Annotated in this window: 14 protein-coding genes; 9 read left to right on the forward strand and 5 right to left on the reverse strand. The window is 72.2% G+C overall.

Annotated features, from left to right (window positions below; genetic code table 11):
• Positions 1–38 precede the first annotated feature (38 nt).
• From ACZOOI_RS19540 to ppgK, 5 genes are all read left to right on the forward strand, one after another.
• Entirely contained in the window at positions 39–1,604 is a 1,566-nt protein-coding gene (locus ACZOOI_RS19540) for a tetratricopeptide repeat protein (RefSeq protein WP_465277064.1), read from the forward strand.
• A gap of 299 nt (positions 1,605–1,903) precedes the next feature.
• Positions 1,904–2,557, forward strand: coding sequence for an ACT domain-containing protein (locus tag ACZOOI_RS19545; RefSeq protein ID WP_465277065.1), 654 nt, complete (start codon positions 1,904–1,906; stop codon positions 2,555–2,557).
• 416 nt (positions 2,558–2,973) lie between these two features.
• Positions 2,974–3,957, forward strand: coding sequence for an LCP family protein (locus ACZOOI_RS19550; RefSeq protein ID WP_465277066.1), 984 nt, complete (start codon positions 2,974–2,976; stop codon positions 3,955–3,957).
• Between the two features lie 170 nt (positions 3,958–4,127).
• The gene (locus tag ACZOOI_RS19555) at positions 4,128–6,779 is read left to right on the forward strand and encodes a right-handed parallel beta-helix repeat-containing protein (protein ID WP_465277067.1); all 2,652 of its coding nucleotides are present in this window, start codon (positions 4,128–4,130) and stop codon (positions 6,777–6,779) included.
• Between the two features lie 115 nt (positions 6,780–6,894).
• A complete protein-coding gene (gene ppgK, locus ACZOOI_RS19560) occupies positions 6,895–7,623 on the forward strand; it encodes a polyphosphate--glucose phosphotransferase (protein ID WP_465281238.1) in 729 nt (242 codons plus the stop codon).
• A 42-nt stretch (positions 7,624–7,665) separates the two neighbouring features.
• Here ppgK and ACZOOI_RS19565 read toward each other — a convergent pair whose 3' ends face one another.
• Positions 7,666–9,294 carry an amidohydrolase gene (locus ACZOOI_RS19565; protein ID WP_465277068.1) on the reverse strand — a complete coding sequence of 543 codons (1,629 nt, stop codon included), beginning with the start codon at positions 9,292–9,294 and terminating at the stop codon, positions 7,666–7,668.
• 148 nt (positions 9,295–9,442) lie between these two features.
• Positions 9,443–10,039, reverse strand: coding sequence for a 3'-5' exonuclease (locus ACZOOI_RS19570; RefSeq protein ID WP_465277069.1), 597 nt, complete (start codon positions 10,037–10,039; stop codon positions 9,443–9,445).
• A 96-nt stretch (positions 10,040–10,135) separates the two neighbouring features.
• Between ACZOOI_RS19570 and ACZOOI_RS19575 the strand changes: the two genes are divergently transcribed.
• The gene (locus ACZOOI_RS19575) at positions 10,136–10,903 is read left to right on the forward strand and encodes an SDR family NAD(P)-dependent oxidoreductase (protein ID WP_465277070.1); all 768 of its coding nucleotides are present in this window, start codon (positions 10,136–10,138) and stop codon (positions 10,901–10,903) included.
• Positions 10,904–10,955: 52 nt separating this feature from the next.
• Here the strand turns inward: ACZOOI_RS19575 and ACZOOI_RS19580 are convergent, their stop codons facing one another.
• Complete coding sequence (locus tag ACZOOI_RS19580; protein WP_465277071.1) at positions 10,956–12,266, reverse strand: metallophosphoesterase; 1,311 nt, start codon at positions 12,264–12,266, stop codon at positions 10,956–10,958.
• A gap of 289 nt (positions 12,267–12,555) precedes the next feature.
• On the opposite strand from ACZOOI_RS19580, the gene ACZOOI_RS19585 reads away from it, so the two are divergent.
• The 3 genes from ACZOOI_RS19585 to ACZOOI_RS19595 are packed head-to-tail and all read left to right on the forward strand — an operon-like array spanning position 12,556 to position 15,742.
• Complete coding sequence (locus ACZOOI_RS19585; protein WP_465277072.1) at positions 12,556–13,101, forward strand: TrmH family RNA methyltransferase; 546 nt, start codon at positions 12,556–12,558, stop codon at positions 13,099–13,101.
• A gap of 23 nt (positions 13,102–13,124) precedes the next feature.
• On the forward strand, positions 13,125–14,588 hold the full coding sequence (locus ACZOOI_RS19590; RefSeq protein WP_465277073.1) for a carboxylesterase/lipase family protein: 1,464 nt from the start codon (positions 13,125–13,127) through the stop codon (positions 14,586–14,588).
• Entirely contained in the window at positions 14,570–15,742 is a 1,173-nt protein-coding gene (locus ACZOOI_RS19595; RefSeq protein WP_465277074.1) for a type ISP restriction/modification enzyme, read from the forward strand. Before ACZOOI_RS19590 ends, ACZOOI_RS19595 begins: the two co-directional genes overlap by 19 nt.
• A gap of 13 nt (positions 15,743–15,755) precedes the next feature.
• Here ACZOOI_RS19595 and ACZOOI_RS19600 read toward each other — a convergent pair whose 3' ends face one another.
• Both ACZOOI_RS19600 and ACZOOI_RS19605 read right to left on the reverse strand, forming a co-directional pair.
• Positions 15,756–16,331, reverse strand: coding sequence for a Uma2 family endonuclease (locus ACZOOI_RS19600; protein ID WP_465277075.1), 576 nt, complete (start codon positions 16,329–16,331; stop codon positions 15,756–15,758).
• A 114-nt stretch (positions 16,332–16,445) separates the two neighbouring features.
• Entirely contained in the window at positions 16,446–17,618 is a 1,173-nt protein-coding gene (locus ACZOOI_RS19605) for an amidohydrolase family protein (RefSeq protein ID WP_465277076.1), read from the reverse strand.
• Positions 17,619–18,005: the final 387 nt, after the last annotated feature.

The raw sequence follows: 18,005 nt of genomic DNA on the forward strand, positions 1-18,005 counted from the left end.
GTTTGCCACCTGTGGTGGAGGAGGGAGAATCAGCGGCGATGAACGAGCAGGAGATACAGAAACTGAGGGCCGAGGCCGAGACCCGGGTGCGGGAACTCGGGCCCGAGCACCCCGGTTCGCTCGACGCGCGCGCCGCATGGGCCCGGGTGGTCGGTGACGAGGGCAGGCCCGCAGAGGCCGCTCGGATGTTCGGCGAGCTCGCGGGCGACTACGCGCGCGTGCTCGGCCCGCAGCATCCCGACACGCTCCTGGCCCGGCACAACCATGCCTACTGCCTGGGGTTGTCCGGGAACGCGGTCACCGCCGAATCGCTGGCGCGCGACGTCGCGGCCGACTGTGTCCTGGTGCTCGGTCAGGACGATCCCGAGACGCTCAACGTGCGTGCCGGGTGGGCCCGATGGATCGGCGAGTCGGGCGACGCCGCGGGCGCGGCCCGGATGTTGCGGCCGATCGTGGAGGAGGCGACCGACGCGCTCGGTCCGGTGCATCCGGACACGCTGACCATCCGACACCAGCACGCGCACTGGGTGGGCCGGTCCGGCGAGACGATCCAGGCTGCCCGGTTGATGGCGGCGATCGCGGACGAGCGCGGCGAGGTGCACGAGCCGGACGACCCCGCGGCGTTGACGGCACGGCACGACCGGGCGATGTGGGCGGGCGAGGCCGGCGATGTGTCGGTGGCCCGTGATGCGCTGATGCACCTTGTCGAGGATGCGACGCGCGTGCTGGGGCCGGACCACCACGACACGTTGGTGATACGGCACAACCACGCGCACTGGACCGGCGAGTCCGGCGACCCGCTGGGCGCCCGGACGTTGCTGACCCAGTTGGTCGCGGACTGTACGCGGGTGCTCGGCGAGCAGCACCCGGACACCGAGAACGCTCGACGCGGGCTGATGTGGTGGACCTACGGGCCCAAGGCCAACGACCCGGCGCCCACGTTCGCCACGGCGGTGGGCAACAGCTCGGTGCGGGCGGGGCGGCCGGCGAAGGAGCCCAAGCCACCGAAGCCGGCAAAGGCGGCGAAGGCGGCGAAGGTGCCGAAGCCTGCTCGACTGGCGAAGGCGAAGGCGAAGCGGCCCGAGCCGGCCGGGGAGGCCGGCGGGCCGATTCCGTCGGCCGACGTCGCGTCGCCGTTGCCGGCCGCATCGGCCGCGCCGACCGAGGTGGTCTCGGTCGGGGCCGGGGGCGTCGTACCGCCGCCTCCCGGGGAGCCGGACGGGGACGTCACCGCGTTCGCGCCGGTGGCCGGGCTCACCTCGGACACCGAGGAGAACGCAGCGGTGTCGGCCGGGTCGGCGGCGCCGGCCGCGCGGCCCCTCCCGACCGAGGAGACGGCCCCGGAGCCCGATTCGGGTCGGCCGGCCGGGGCATCCGCATCCGCGCGGGACGAGGCGCCGGAGAGTGCGGTGACTCGGGTGTCGAACGTGGCGCCCGACGACGAGCCGACGCACGTGAGTCCGCCGGCGCGGCCGACGTCGGCGCCGGCCGGTGCTGCCTCGGCCGGCTCGGCGGATGAGGTCACCCCGGTCGGGGAATCGGCCGGGGGACGCGACGAAGAGCCGGACGAGACACCAGGCGAGAGGGCCGGCGAGAAGAAGTAGTCGCGAGACGAAGTGGGTCACGACGTGTGTGGGGCGCCGGCGGAGTCATCCGCCGGCGCCCCACACACGTGTTCGGTCGTCCGTCGCGGCCGGTTCGTCCGACCCGGCGCTCCGCCGCGCGGATTGCGCGGCGGCGGGAGCCGTTCGCCTGTGTCCGCCGACCGATCGGCTGTGTGCGCCGACGTCTTCCGGCCGAGAACCTTGCGCCCGTAATGATCACTTGAGGCCGTCATATGTACGCAACCTGATCGAAACGGGGAAAGGTCAGGATGCAGGACAGGTAATGGAGGAGGTGTCGCGTGTTGTACCGACTGAGGGTGTCGCTGCCCGATCGGCCCGGATCGCTCGCGCGGGTCACGCAGTTGCTGGGTGCGGCGGGCGCCGACGTGATGCAGATGACCGTGCTCGAACAGCTCGGCGGCCGCGCGGTCGACGAGTTCACGCTCTCCTGGGGTGGTGAGCGGGACATCGCCGCGCTGATCGCGGCCATGGAGCGCTCCGTGGGGGTTCGCGTCGAGGGCTGCTGGGCGGCCGGCGAGGTGCCGGGATCCGCGCCGGAGCTGGACGTGCTGGGTCAGGTGGCGCGCGATCCGGGACGGGCGGTGGCCACCCTGATCGACGCGGCGCCCACGCTCTTCCACGCCGACTGGGCGGTCGCCACGCGCGGCGGTCGCGGCCGGCAGCTGGTACACCAGAGTTGGCGGGCCCCGGAGGCGCCGGCGCTGCCCGCGCTCACCCCGATGCGGCCGCTGGCCTTCGCCTACGAGGGTGACGCGATCGGTCACGGCGCGGCGGCGCCGATCGGCGCATCCTGGCTGACCCTGTACGTGGTCCGCCACGAGGGCCCCGCCTTCCACCGCACCGAACTCGAACGCCTGGGTCGCATCGTGGACGTCGCCCTGGGCGTCCTCGGCGAACGCGGCGCGGCAAAGGCCGCGGGCGGCACCGGGTAGGAGCCCGGTCGGGGCAGGGCACCTCGGGCAGAGCGGTAGGGCGGGCGGGCCCTGCCGCCTACATGCCCGGCACCATGCCCGACGCCCGCCTTCCGGGCCGCCTTCGCGAGTTTTTGGGATGCCTGGGTGGGAACCATTTGCCGCTATTCGGCGTGTAACGATCGGAACAACTATGATTGTGTAATCGTGCGCGCACTTCGGGCATCGAGCCGAGCGCACATCGAGCGCGGGGGCCCGACGAAGGCGACGACGACGTGCAGGACAAGGATGGGACGTCCCCGGCGGCCGACGCCGTCCCGGGAGCGTCGGGTGGGGAGCCGGGGCCGGGGGGCCCGGGTCGCATAGAACGGCGCGTCCGGGATCGGCGGCGCCGACGTCGTCGCATCCTCGCGTGGACCGCCGCAGGGCTCGTCACCGTGCTGCTTGCCGCGGGGGGCTTCGGCTGGTGGTTGTACGACCATCTCAACGGCAACATCCGCACCCAGGACTTCGCCGATCAGCTGACCGATCGACCGCCGCCCACCGGCGGGATGAACGTGCTGCTCGTGGGCTCCGACTCGCGCGCCGGCGACAACGCCGAGTACGGCCGGGACGAGGGCGGCACCCAGCGTTCGGACACCACGATCCTGCTGCACGTGCCGGAGGGACGGAAGACCGCGATCGCGGTCAGCTTCCCGCGTGACCTGATGGTGAACGTGCCCGCCTGTCGGACCACGGCGGGTGGCACCCAGCGCGCCTACTTCGGCCAGTTCAACAGCGCGATGGAGGTCGGTGGCGTGCCGTGCGTGGCGGCCACCGTGGAACGGCTCACCGGCGCCCGCATCGACCACCAGATCACCGTCGACTTCACCGGCTTCAAGAAGGTCGTGGACGCGCTCGGCGGTGTGCCGATGCACATCGACCAGCCGATCGACGACAAGGCCGCGCATCTGCAACTGCCCGCGGGCGACGTCAATCTCAACGGCGAGCAGGCGCTCGGCTTCGTGCGGGTGCGCAAGAGCATGGGCGACGGCAGCGACATCCAGCGCATCGCCCGTCAGCAGGAGTTCCTCAAAGCCCTGATCAAGAAGGTCCAGGACGAGAACCTGCTGACCAACCCGGCCAGGGCGTACAACGTGATGGATGCCGCGACCAAGGCGATCACCACCGACTCCGGGATCAACTCGCTGGTCAGCCTGTACGACTTCGCCAACGGCCTGCGCAGCATCCCGTTGGACCGGATCGAGTTCACCACCACACCGCTGATCGACTACGCGCCGGACCCCAACCGGGTCGCGCTCAAGCAGCCCGACGGGGCTCAATTGTTCACCCGGCTTCGCGACGGTGCGCCGGCGCCCATCCCGGTGGCGCCCGGAACGGCTGCGCCGGGTAGCACGAATCAGGGCACTGCGGGACGTTAACCGTCACCCGGCCGTGACCCCTGGTCGTTGAACTGTACGGTGCAGGGGTCCACCGACGACGCAGCGTCCGGGCCCTCGGGGCAGACCCGGTAATGGGGCCGCCCGCGACGCTTTACGGTGGACTCGCGAGGGTGCTGGGTGCGGACCGAGGGGCTGGTGGCAGGGGCGCCATGACGGGTCGGGTTCTTCAGGTGGTGCAGGGCACTCGTTGGCGACGGCGCGCGGGTGAGTACACCTCGATCGGGGCCGCGGTCTCCGCCGCGGCGGCGGGCGACTCGATCCTGGTCGCGCCCGGGACGTACCGCGAGGACGTGTCGATCGCCGTCCCGGTGACGGTGGTCGGCTCGGACGGCCCGGGGACGGTGGTGCTGACCGCAGCCGACGGCATCGCGCTGACGATCACGTCGGACGCGGCCGTTCACGGTTTGGTCGTCGAGGGCGGCGCCGGCGTGTTGTCGCCGGCCATCGTGATCGAGGGCTGCGCGCCGATATTGGAGGAGTGCGTGGTCCGCGCCGCCTCGGTGGTCGGCGTCGAACTGCGCGCGGGAGCCGACCCGATGGTGCGCCGCTGCCGGGTGAGCAACCCGCAGGGGGTGGGCATCGGGGTGACCGGCCGCTCGCGCGGCACCTTCGAGGACTGCGAGATCGGCGACACCGGTCGCGAGGGCTTCGACGTGCGCGAGGGCAGCGCGCCGATCCTGCGTCGCGGGCGAGTGCGCGACGCGTCCGGGCACGGGCTGCGATTCACCGGCCCGGGGACCACCGGCAGCGTGCAGGAGTGCGAGATCCACGACGGCTCCGACGCGGAGCCCGCGGTGTTCGTCGGCGACCAGGCCTCGCCACACCTGACCGGCCTGCACATCCACGACGTGGGCGGCGGCGGCATCTGCGTCGCGGGCGGCGCCGCGCCGATCATCGCCGACTCGCGGATCGAGCGGGTCGGCTGGGCGGGCATCTCGGTCGGCGGGCAGGGCAGCGCCGGATCGCTCTCGCGTACCGAGATCACCTCGGTCAAGGGCACCGGCGTCCAGGCCGACGACCTGGCCACGTTCTCGCTCGACGACTGCACGATCCGCGATGCCGAGGGCAACGGCGTATCGGTCGACCGCGGGGCCAACCTGACCCTGGTCGGTTGTCGGCTGCGCGACATGGGCCGCAACGGCGTCGACGTGCACGGCCACTCCGAGGTCACCCTCAGCGGCTGCACGATCCGCAGCTTCGGCCGCAACGGCCTCTCCCTCGCCGACCACGGCGCCCGCGCGTCCGCGATCGACTGCGAGTTCCACGACTCCACGGGCGGCAAGCCGGCCGTGTGGGTGGCCGACGGTGCCGACGCCGCGCTGGGCGAGTGCCGCATCCACGACGTGCTGGACGGGGTCAAGGTGGCCGGCTCCGGCACCGGCCTGTCCATGCACGACTGCGAGATCCACGACGTGGACGAGACCGGCATCGGGATCGGCGCGGGCGCGGTGGTCTCGGTCAAGTCCTGCAAGGTCCGCAAGGCCACCACCGGCGTGTGGTTCATGGAGTCGGACTGCGGCGGCATCATCGCCGACTGCACGATCGAGGACACCACCGACGGCGTCTCGGTCACCGGCGCGGCCGGTCCCACCGTGCGCCGGGTCCGGGTGGACCGGGCGAGCGGTGAGGGCATTCGGGTCTCCGGCGGCGGGCGCGGCGACTTCGAGGACTGCGAGGTGCTCGGCGGGCGCGGCTACGGCGTCAACGTGCGCGAGGGCTGCCACCCGGTGTTCACCCGCTGCACCACGCGCGACAACGCCAAGGGCGGCTTCGAGTTCGCCGGCCCGGGCCCGGTGGCGGTCGAGTGCACGTCGCAGGGGGACGGGGGCGGCGCCGAGACACCGGCCGCCGGCGGGATTCTGGGTACGCCGAGCCCGGTCGCGGCGGCCGGCGCGCAGCCGCAGGGGGTGGCCAAACTCACCGCCACGCTGCCGATCCCGGGCGCGCGCGACGGCGCGGCCGCCGACGAACACGTCACCGAGACGTCCGGGCGCACCGTGGACGAATTGCTCGCCGAGTTGGACGGCCTGGTCGGGCTGGCCGGCGTCAAGACCGAGGTGCGCAACCTGATCGACCTGATCTCGGTCGGCCGGCGGCGCGAGGAGGCCGGCCTCAAGGCGCCGACGCTGCGCCGGCACCTGGTCTTCACCGGCTCCCCGGGCACCGGCAAGACCACGGTGGCCCGGCTGTACGGCGAGATCGCGCAGGCGCTCGGCGTGTTGCGGATGGGCCACCTGGTCGAGGTCTCCCGGGTCGACCTGGTCGGCGAACACATCGGCTCGACCGCGCCGCGCACCAAGGAGGTCTTCGATCGGGCCCGCGGTGGCGTGCTGTTCATCGACGAGGCCTACAGCCTGGCTCCGCCGGATCCCTCGCGCGACTTCGGCCGGGAGGCGATCGACACGCTGGTGAAGATGATGGAGGACCACCGCGACGACGTCGTGGTGATCGTGGCCGGCTACACCGACGAGATGGAACGCTTCCTGGGCGCCAACCCCGGCTTCGGGTCCCGGTTCTCGCGCACCATCACCTTCCAGGACTACTCGGCCGACGAACTGGTCGAGATCACCCGCAAGCAGGTGAGCGAGCACGAGTACGTGCTCACCGACGACGCCTGCGACGCGCTGCTCGGCTACTTCCGCCGGCTGCCGCGCGGCGCCGCGTTCGGCAACGCGCGTGAGGCGCGACGTACGTTCGAGGCGATGATCGAGCGGCATGCGACCCGGTTGGCCCAACTGCCGGGCGCGGGCATGGAGGAGTTGCGCACGTTGCATCCGGAGGATCTCCCCGAGTTGCGGTGAATCGGCCCGCGTGGGCGGGGTAACGGCCGATGAGTGCGGTTGCCCCGCGCCGCAGGGGGATGGGGCGCAAGGTTGTGGATGGTTTGCGACGGCGAAGGAGCCTCACGTGCCGGTCATGGGCATCGACATCGGCGGGACCGGGATCAAGGGCGCGCCGGTGGACACCGACGCGGGACGGCTGACCCACGAGCGGGTGCGGCTGCTCACGCCCGAGCCGTCCGAGCCACAGGCGGTGATCGGTGTGGTCCGCGAGGTGCTGGAACAGTTCGCCGACACCGACGGGCCGGTCGGCATCACCTTCCCGGGCGTGATCCGGGACGGCATCGTGCGCACCGCGGCGAACGTGGACAAGTCGTGGATCGACCTGGACGCCGACGCGCTGTTCACCGCGACGCTGGGCCGGCCGGTCTCGATGGTCAACGACGCGGACGCGGCCGGGGTGGCCGAGATGCGCTTCGGCGCGGGCGCGGGGCAGGGCGGCACGGTGCTGATGCTGACCTTCGGCACCGGCATCGGCAGCGCGCTGTTCGTGGACGGCAGGCTGGTGCCCAACACCGAGCTGGGCCACCTGGAGCTGGCCGGCCACGAGGCCGAGCACCGGGCCTCGGCGGTGGCCCGGGAGACGCACGCACTGTCCTGGGAGAAGTGGGCCGGGCGGGTACAGGACTACCTGCGGCACGTGGAGATGCTCTTCTCCCCGTCGTTGATCATCATCGGCGGCGGGATCAGCAAGAAGCCGGAGAAGTTCCTGCCGTACATCAAGGTCCGCGCCGACCTGGTGCCCGCGAAGCTGCACAACGACGCGGGCATCGTAGGCGCGGCGATGCTGGTCACCGGCGACTGACGACTGACGACTGACGCCGAGGGCCGTACGCGCCCGACGCACTCAGAGCGGATCGCCGTGGGTCTGCTCGCCGGCCAGGAAGGTGGCGAGCACGTCGAGGTCGGTGATCGCGCTCGGCGCGACCGTGTACGGGTCGGCGGACAGCACCACCAGGTCGGCGTACTTGCCCGGGGTGATCGAGCCCGCGATGTCGTCGGCGAAGAGCTGGTAGGCCGCGTCCAGGGTCTGCGCGCGGATCGCCTGGGTCACTGTCAGCCGCTCCTCGGGGGCGAGCACCCTGCCCCGGCGCGAGCGTCGGGTGGTGGCGACGGTGATGTTGTGCAGCGGGTTCTCCGGCGTGCTGGGCGGGTCGTTGTGCAGCGAGATCCGCATGCCGGCGGCCACCGCGGAGCCGGCCGCCGCCCAGCGGGCGCCGTACTTGGGGCCGAACAGCTCGTCGGTGAGCACCTCGCCCCAGAAGTACACGTGGTCCATGAACACGCTCGCGGTCACCCCGAGGGCCGCCGCGCGGGTGAACTGGTCCGGGCGCATCGCGCCGACGTGCTCGATCCGCAGCCGGTGGTCCGGGCGCGGGTAGCGGGTGAGCACGCTCTCGTACACGTCCAGGATCATGTCGATGGCGAGGTCGCCGTGCGCGTGGCAGGCGAGTTGCCAGCCGTGCGGGAAGTACGCCTCGACCACCTCGGCGAGTTGGTCCCACGTGTAGTTGGTGCTCGCGTGCGGGCGTTCGCCGCCGCCGAGTCGGTGGGTCAGCTCGGTGTCCAGGTACGGGAAGGACACCGCGATCGTGCCCGCCCATGGCGAGCCGTCGACCCACACCTTGATGCCGTTCTGCCGGATCAGGTCGTCACCGGCGTCGGGTCGGCCGGTGCTGCGCAGGGCGGCGGAGGCCGGTTCGTACAGGCGCAGTCGGGTGCTCGGCGCGGGCCTGCGGGCCGGGTCGAGCAGCGCGTCGCGCCACGGCGGCAGACAGGCCATCTCGCCGGCCATGGTCAGGCCGACGGCGCTCATGTGGGCCAGGGTGTCGGCCAGGCCGGGCGGCAGCACGTCGCGGCTGCCGGAAAGCGGTCCGGTGGGCGTGGTGATCTCGGCGATCGCCTCGATGCCGTAGGCCGAGCCGTCCGGCTCGCCGTGCGCGTCGCGCCCGTATCGGCCGCCGGGCGGGTCCGGGGTGTTCCGGTCGATGCCGTGTCGACGGCCGGATTCGCGGTTGTACCAGGCCAGATGTCCCGAGTGGTGCACCACCACCAGCGGGCGATCGGGGGCGAGTCGGTCCAGGAAGTCCTGGTCGGCGAGCGGCAGATCGGGAAACGAGAGCGGGTCCCAGCCGTACATCAGCTCGTGCCCGTTCGCGACGCCCGCCCGGATCGCGGCGAGCACGGCCTCGGCGGAGTCCATCGACGCGGCCCGGATGTCCGCCACGGATCCCTTGCCGAACAGCAGTGCCTCGGCCACCGCGTGGCCGTGCGCCTCGACGAAGCCGGGGAGCACGCAGCGCTCGCCCAACTCGACCACGCGGGTGGCGGGCCCGATCGGCATGTCGGCGGCGTCTCCGACGGCCAGGATGCGACCGGCGCCGATCGCCACCGCCTCGGCGCGGGGTCGGTCCTCGTCCACCGTGATCACGGTTCCGGTCAGGACCAGGTCGGCGCTCGGGGTGTCCTGGGCCATGGTGCGGCTGCTCCTGTCGGGACTTTCGGAACTTTCGAGATCCCGGGCGATCTCGGGACCTTCAGGATCCGGGGGATCCGGGGGATCCGGCGTGGGCTCGGCGGTGGTCGGTGCGCCGGGGTCGTGGGCCCGGTGGGGCGGGTGTGGTCTACGGGGCGGATGGTGCCACCGATCGGGTACCCGGTCGATCCCGGCGCGAAGCACGCAGTATGCCGCCCAGCAGCGCGGCGATGTTCCACGCGTCGTCGATGCCTCGGTGGTGGGTGCCCTCCAACGGGAGGCCGGCGTGCTCCAGGGCGGCGGCCATGCCGAGTTCGCGATCCAGGCCGTGCGCGAGCGAGTACAGCGACTTGGCGTTGAGGTGGCGGGTGCCGAACGGATACGGGACGCCCTCGGCGGCGCATTGGCGCTCGAACTGCTGCCGGTCGTACTCGCCCCAGCTCGCCCACACGCGCTGGTGGGCCCTGAACTCCCCGCGCAGCAGGGCGCATGCGTCGGCGAAGGTGTGGCCGGTCGCCACATCCGCCTGGGTCAGCGTGGTCAGCTCGGTACAGAACGCGCCGACGGTGGAGTGGGTGGGTCGGACCAGGATGCCGTGCCGGTCGACGCGCTCGCCGGTGGCGATGTCGAGGGTGGCGAGGCCGATCTCGATGATCTCGTTGCGTTGCCCCTCCGGGGTCGGGCCGTCCCAGCAGGTCGCCTCGACGTCGATCACCAGCAGCAGGTCCATCAGTCGTTTTGCCATGCCGGTCAGCACAACACCTCGGTGGGCGTGCTACCACTGGTTTTGTTCTGACGGTACGTCAGATGTTTGGTCCACCCGTCCACGGAGGAGTTCGAAATGGGTACGCACAAGACATCACCCGATACCGGCGTCGTGATCACCGGCGGTGCCTCGGGCATCGGGCGGGCCACCGCGCGGGCGCTGGCGGCGACCGGCCGACCGGTCGCGCTGTGGGACATCGCCGCGGGCCCGGTCGAGGAGGCGGCCAAGGAGATCGAGGCCGAGCACGGGGTGCCGGCGCTCGGTCTGGCCCTGGACGTCACCGACACCGAGGCCCATCCGGCCGCGATCCACGCCTCGGCCGAGGCGCTGGGCACGATCGGCGGCTTCGTGCACGCGGCGGGCATCGTCGACTCGACCCCGATCACCGAGGTCACCGCGGAGAACTGGGACCGCGTCCTGGACGTCAACCTGCGCTCGTTCGCGCTGCTGGTCCAGGCCCTGACCCCGCACCTGCGCGAACACGCCGGGTCCGCGATCGTGGGCATCGCCTCGCTCAACGCGATCGTCGGCAACGCGCTCAACCCGTCCTACTGCGCATCCAAGTCGGGCATGCTCGGCCTGAACCGCTCGATCGCCGCCAAGCTCGCCGAGTACCACATCCGCAGCAACGTGGTCTGCCCCGGCTACATCGAGACGCCGATGCTCGCCCGCTCCTTCGCCCGCCCCGGCACCCGGGAGCGGATGGAGAACAGCTCCCCGCTGCGCAGGCTGGGCCGCCCGGAGGAAATCGCCGGCGCGGTCCGCTTCCTCCTCAGCGACGAGGCTTCCTTCGTCACGGGTACACACTTGATGGTCGACGGAGGCATGACGGAGACGGTCTGAGCCCACCTCCCGGCGGTCGCGGCGCCCACTCGAGGACCCCGCGACCGCCCGTCTACTTCGGGTGGAGTTCCACCATCGTGACCTCCGGGGGTGCGCCGATGCGGACGGGTGGGCCCCAGAAGCCGGCGCCTCTGGTGATGTAGAGCATCGTGTCGTCGACCCTGTGCAGGCCGGCGACGGCCGGCTGGTCGAGCTTGACCAGGAGTTGGACCGGGAACATCTGGCCGCCGTGGGTGTGGCCGGAGAGTTGCACGTCGACGTCGTACTTGGCGGCGTCGTCCACCTGGACCGGCTGGTGGGCGAGCAGCACCACCGGGCGGGACGGGTCGCGATTGCCCAGTGCCTTGGCGAAGTTCGGGCCGTCGTGGTGGGACTTGCCGGTGACGTCGTTGACTCCGGCCAGGTCGAAGGCGGCGCCGCCCCGGGCGATCTCCAGCCGGTCGTTGGCCAGCGTGCGTACGTTCCACTCGGCGAGTTCGGCGACCCAGTCCGCCGCGCCGGACATGTAGTCGTGGTTGCCGGTGACGAAGAAGCTGCCGTATCGGCTGGTCAGCCGCCGCAACGGCGCGGCGTCGTCGCCCAGTTGCCCGGCCGTGCCGTCGGCCAGGTCGCCGACGATGGCGACCAGGTCCGGATTGGTCCGGTTGATCGTCTCCACCACCCGCGTGGTGTGCGCGCGCCCGAGCAGCGGACCCAGGTGGATGTCGCCGACCACCGCGATCCGGAATCCGGCCAGCCGCGGATCCAGCCGCGCGACCGGTATGCGCACCCGCACCGTGCGCGGCGCGCCCAGGGCCTGCGTCATCCCGTAGCCGACGGTGCCCAGCGAGGTGCCCGCCGCCAACAGCGCGACCGACCGGCTCAGCACCAGGCGGCGATCCGGCCCCAGGGGCGTGCCCGCGGCGGCGGCCGGCGGCGCGGGAGCCGGTGGCGCGGGAGCCGGTGCGGCGGGCTCCCCGCCGTCCGGATCCGGCCCGTCCGCGCCGACGGGCACCGCGACCGGCAGTTCGGCCGACCGCTCGGCCGACACCGGCTCGGCCGCCGCGCGCCGCCGCAGCGCCCGCAGCGCGAGCACCCGGGGCACCTCCAGCACCCCGAGTGCGAGCACCACGTACAACAGCAGGGCCATCCAGACGAAGCCCGGCCACGCGATCCACTCCGTGCCGCGCGGGCCGAACGCCTTGGGCAGCACCAGTGCACCCACCATCGACAGTCCGAGTGCGATCACCGCGCCCGCGCCGATCCGCCGCACGAGCCCCGACCGGGTGGTGTCGCGCACGAGCCGCCGCCACACGTAGAGGTGCACGCCGACCAGCAGCGCGAGCACGGCCACGGCCGCGACGATCACCAGGACAACGGTCAAGGCAGGACTCCCGGGTGAATGGATGTTTCCCGGGAAGCGTGTCACGCCCGCGCCGGCACCGGCATCCGGCTCGCGGAGTATCCGAGCCTGCTCCCGTGGGCGCAATGCGGCGCCGTTCGCCGTATCCTGACGCGGTAGCGACACCCGACGATGGCCCGGCCACGCCGCGAAGTGGCCCACGCGTGAAGCGAATGAAGCGTCCGAAGCGCATACAGCGAAGCAACGGCATGTCCGACCGCATCGGTCGGACCGCACCGCACGCCGACGGGAGGCGCTCCTCCCGGGAGCGATGACCGGGCGCGGCGGGATTCGCCCCGCCGACCCCGCGTTCCACGTCAACACCCGCGCCGAGCTCAAGCGGCAACGCCGCCCCCGGGCGCACGGCTGCTGGGACCACCTCTACCTCGCGCCGCTGTGGCCCAAGCACGGCGTCAACCTGGGCACCCTCCTGCGCACGTGCGACGCGGTCGGCGCGTGCCTCGTCGTCCCGCGGCTGCCCTGGGTCCCCGAGGCCCTGGCCCGGGGCAACACGCTGCGCCGACCGACCTGCGTGCATCGGGTCGGCAATCCGCTCACCTGGCTGGGCAACCGACGAGAGCGCGGCGCCCGGGTGGTCGGTGTCGAACTCGCCGACGGCGCGGTCCGCCTCGCCGACCTCGAACCCGCCCGCTGCCCCACCATCGCCGTGCTCGGCCACGAGAGCGACGGCATCCCGTCCGAGGCGTTGGCCCACCTCGACGAGATGGTGGAGATCCCGATGATCGGCACCGGCACGAGTCTCAACGTCGCGGTGGCCGGGTCCCTGGTCGCGTACAAGCTCGCGGGCCTGCTCTGACGGCGGGTCCTATGCTCGGTGCCATGGTGCGTGTACGAACGTCGCTGGGCGGCCTGATCGGCGAGGAGTCGGACGGGGTCCGGATCTTTCGGGGGGTGCCCTTCGCCGCGCCGCCGCTGGGACCGGCCCGGTTTCGGCCGGCCGGGCCGCCCGCGGCCTGGGACGGGGACCGGGACGCCCGCGAGTTCGCCCGCGCGGCGCCGCAGCCGATGGGCCAGTACGGGGCCGCACCGGTGGCCATCGACGAGGACTGCCTGTACCTGAACATCCACGCGCCCGCCGAACCCGGCCCGCATCCGGTGCTCGTGTGGGTGCACGGCGGCGGATACACTGGCGGCGCGTCGTTCGAGGGCGTCTACGACGGCAGCGGGTTCGCCCGGCGCGGCGTGGTGGTGGTCACGCTCGCCTACCGGCTCGGCGTACTGGGGCTGTTGCACCTGCGGCACCTGTTGGGCGACGAGTACGCCGCCTCCTCGGCCAATGCGCTCCTGGACGTGGTGCAAGGGCTGCGTTGGGTGCGCGAGCACATCGGCGCGTTCGGCGGGGATCCCGGCCGGGTCACCCTCGGCGGGGTCTCGGCCGGGGCCAAGCTCACCGCCAACCTGCTCGCGTTGCCCGCCGCGCGCGGGCTCTTCGGGCGGGCGATCGTGCAGAGCGGCGGGGCGCAGACGTTGCGCAGCGTGCCCGAGGCCGAGCAGGCCACCGGCGACGTGCTGGCCGCGCTCGGGATCACCCCGGACCGGGCCGCCGAGCTGATCGAGGTGCCCGTGGCCGACCTGCTCGACGCGCAGGCCGAGGCGATCGGGCGCGGCACGGCGCGGTTCGTGTTCCGGCCGGTGGTCGACCCCGCCGGACCGCTGCCGGTGGCCCCGCTGCGGGCGATCCGGGGCGACGTGCCGATCCTGCTCGGGTCCAACCAGGACGAGGAGCAGATGTTCGTGGTCACGGAGGGCACGGACGCATCCGAGCCGGTACCCGCCGACCTGGCCAATCTGCGTCGTCCGGACGCGCTGGCCGACCTGGTGCGCACGTACGCGGAGCTGTACCCGGAGTTGAACGGGCGCTCGCGGCGGATCCGGCTGCTCACCGCCGAGTCCTACGGGATACCGACCGTCCGGCTCGCCGAGGCGCAGCTCGCGGCCGGCGGCACGGCCTACATGTACCGCTTCCGCTGGGCGCCCAGGGCGCATCCGCAACGACTCGGGTCGCCGCACGCGATCGACATCCCGTTCGTGTTCGGCACGCTCGACACGCCGCTCGGCCGCTGGCTGACCGGGGGTGTGCCGCCCGCCGCGCGGGAGTTGTCCGACCTGATCCAGCAGGCGTGGGCCGCGTTCGTCCGGGGCGGGCCGCCGGTGGCCGACGGGCTGCCGCAGTGGCCCGGGTACGACCCGATCGAGCGGCACACGATGCTGCTCGACGTGCCGGCGACGGTGGTCGGGGATCCGGATCGGGAGGAGCGGCGGGTGTGGGACCACGCGATGTGAGCCCGGTCGGGACGGCCGCGCTCGCGGACCTGATGCCGTGGGGGACGAGCGGGATCGGCACGGGACGGACGTGGGTGTACGCGCCCGAACGGGAGACGCTGCGTCGGCGCTGGGCCCGGTTGGCCGCCGCCGAGGAGCGGAACGCCCTGTTGCAGCCGACCCGTTCGCGGAACGAGACGTCCCGGCCCGCGCCGCTGCCCGGGTGTGACGCGCCGGCCGGGCCGCTGGCGCGTGAGGTCGGTGCGACGCCTCGGCTGGTGCGGGTCGCCCGGCGGCCGTTCGATCGGCAGTGGTTGGTCGCCGACCACCGTGTGGTGGACTTCGCCCGGCCCGAGTTGTGGCGGGTGCGCGGGGACCGGCAGGTCTACCTGACGCAACGTCAAGCGGGGGACCCCTGGCCGCTGTTGTGCAGCGCCCTGTTGCCGGATGCGGCCCACCACGGCGGTCGCGGCGGGCGGGTCGCGCCGCTGTATCGGGACCCGGCGGGCCGCGAGCCCAACCTGGCGCCCGGACTGGTGGAATTGCTCGCGGCTCGGCTCGCCGTCCCGGTCGCGGCCGAGGACCTGTTCGCCTGGATCGTGGCGGTGACGGTGGATCCGGCGCGGGTGCCGCTGACCGCCGACCCGCGGCTGTGGACGGCGGGCGTCGAGCTCGGCCGCCGACTGATCGCCCTGTACACGTTCGGCGCGCGGTTCGGCCGCCCCGGCGAGGGCAAACCCCGACTGCCGGGCGGCCGGCGCCCGTTCGTTCGCGAACCGGTGCCGGCCCGGCCGATCGGCGCGACCTACGACGAGGAGAGCCGTTCGCTGCTGCTGGGCACCGGCCGGATCGGGCCCGTCCCGCGCGAGGTGTGGGACCTGGGCATCCTCGAACCGTGGATCGCGGCCCGCACCGAGCCCCCGGGCGAGGGCCTGGAACGCATCCGCGGGCGCACCTGGTCGACCGATCTGACCAGCGAACTGATCGACCTGCTGCACGTGTTGGGCCTGCTCGCCGACCTGTCCGAGGAGCAGACCACGCTCCGCACCCGGGCCGCCGAAGCCCCCACCCTCGACCCCTCCGCCCTGCTCCCGCCCGCCCCCGCGACCCGCCGCCCACCGACGGTCCTCGACATCACCGAGGAGGGCCCGGGCGGCCAGGCCGTCCTGGTCTGACCACCCGGCGGGCTCAGCGAAAGAAGATCGATGTGTCCAGGACGGCGTCGAAGGGGTCGGGCACGGGAATGCGGCCACCGAAGGGGACGGTGTGCCGCTCCTGGTACTTGCCGTCCGACGGGGATGCGAAGAGGGTGACTTCCTGTCGGAGCGGGTCGATCAACAGGTAGAGCGGGATCGGCCCGGAGGCGTAGCCGAAGGGCTTGACCTCACGGTCGTCGTGTTGATTTTCGCGACCGGCGGAGACGACCTCGACGACGAGATGGACGACGTCGGCGGGAAGCCTCCAGTCATCGAAGTCCCAGTTTGCGTCTTCGTCGAAGACAACCATGTCGGGGACGTATCCGTCGCCACCGATGCCAGGAAGCATGATGGTGACGGGAGACATCGGAACGTCCATGCCTTCGGGGAGGTTCGGTTCCAGGAACCTCGAGAACAGTCGGCGCAGCAACCCGCCATGTCCGCTGACCGGAGTGGGTGACATCACGATGCGGCCTCCGATCAGCTCCACCTGGACGGTTTCCGGTGCCTCTATCGACTCGAAGAGGGCAGCGATAACGGAGTCGGTGGACCGGGGGGCGTTGCCCATCTCGATGCCTCCTGTGGATGCCTGCGAACGCCCACCACCCTACCGAGGCGCGAGAATCACCTTCCCGATATGTGACAAACCGGGAAGGTGTTTCGTTGCGTGATGGTGCCGGGCTCAGATCGGACGCGGGGTGTTCAGTTCCCTGGCGTTTTCGCCCATGATCATGGCTTTGGTGCGTTCGTCGAAGGGCTCGAGTTCGCTTTCGTAGTCCCTCGGGTGCGGGAGGCCCTCGATGTGCGGCCAGTCGGAGCCGAAGACGACGCGGCCGGGGCCCATCAGGTCGACCACCTCGGTCAGGTCGTCCTCCCAGAACGGGTTGATCCAGACGTGCCGCCTGAAGGTCTCCACCGGGTCCTCGGGGAACAGGCCGGGGATCTTGCGGCCGACCGAACGCAGCTTGCGGAACAGGTCGCCGAGAAACTCGGAGCCGTTCTCCACCGAGACCACGCGCACGTTCGGGAAACGCTGGAAGAGGCGGTCCAGGATCAACGACGCGAGGAAGTCGAAGATCGGCCGCTCCATCGTCCACAGCATGGTCACCGATGGACCGCCTCCCCCCTTGAAGTCGGTGCGCAGGCCCTGCTTGCGGCTGTAGCCGTTGGCCGAGTAGCCGCTGTCGCCCGCGTGCACGATCACCGGCACGCCGGCCTCGTTCACCCGGGCCCAGAACGGGTCGAAGACCGGGTGCCCGGGCGGGTACGGGCCGTCCGCCGTGTTCGGCGCGGCCGGGCGCATGCAGACGATCCGGGCGCCGCCCGCCAGCGCGCGATCCAGGTCGGCGAGGGCGGTCCGCGGGTCGGCGAGCGCGATGTAGGGCGCGGCGAAGATCCGGTCCCGGTAGGCGTACCCCCAGTCCTCCTCCAGCCAGCGGTTGAACGACGAGTACAACTGCCCGACCGCCGCGGGATCGTGCGCGAGCGCCGCCTCGTAGACCATCCCCAGCGTCGGGAACAGCCAGATCCCGTCCAGCCCCTGACTGTCCATCACCGCCAGCCGCGCGTCCCGGTCGCGGTATTCGGGGCGGATCGGCTCGCGCTCGCGCAGGTACTCCAGCGGATTGCGTCCGGAGGGGTTGCCCCGGAAGTACTCGGCCATCGCGCCGGCCTTGGCGATCGGGTCGAAGGTCGGGTTGACCACGGCGTGGTTCACCGTGCCGCCGATCACGTGGTACTTGCGGCCGTTGATCTCGCACCACTGGATGACCTGCCCGCCCAGCCTCGGATCCAGGTGTCGGGTGAAGGCGTCAATGGCCTCGTAGTAGTGGTTGTCGGCGTCGAAGACGCGCATGGCGAAGACCCCCTCGGAGCGGCACGAATCCGGACGCGGTCCGGACGCGGGTCCGGATCGGGGTTCGGCTCCGGTTCCGGTCCCGGTGTCCCGGGATTGTCGCTCGAATCGTGACGCCGTTACAAGGTAAGGAAGGCTGTCTTTTTTGCCGATGTCGATCACTCCGCCGTCCGATGCTCCCGCGCGGTTGGGCACCGACCCTGCGCCGGGCCGCCCGGAGGATGTCCGGGGTCGGGCGGCGGGCGACCGGTGGGCAAAGGGTGGGCGCGGTCACCGCGCCGGGCGACGGGCGGTCGTGGTGCGGGTGATCGGTGGCCTTGCGTCACGGGTCGCCACGGGTCGCCGCCGCCGACGCACGCCGGTGTCGCGGTGCGGGACTTCCCGTGT

The organism is Embleya sp. L77 (assembly GCF_055557415.1).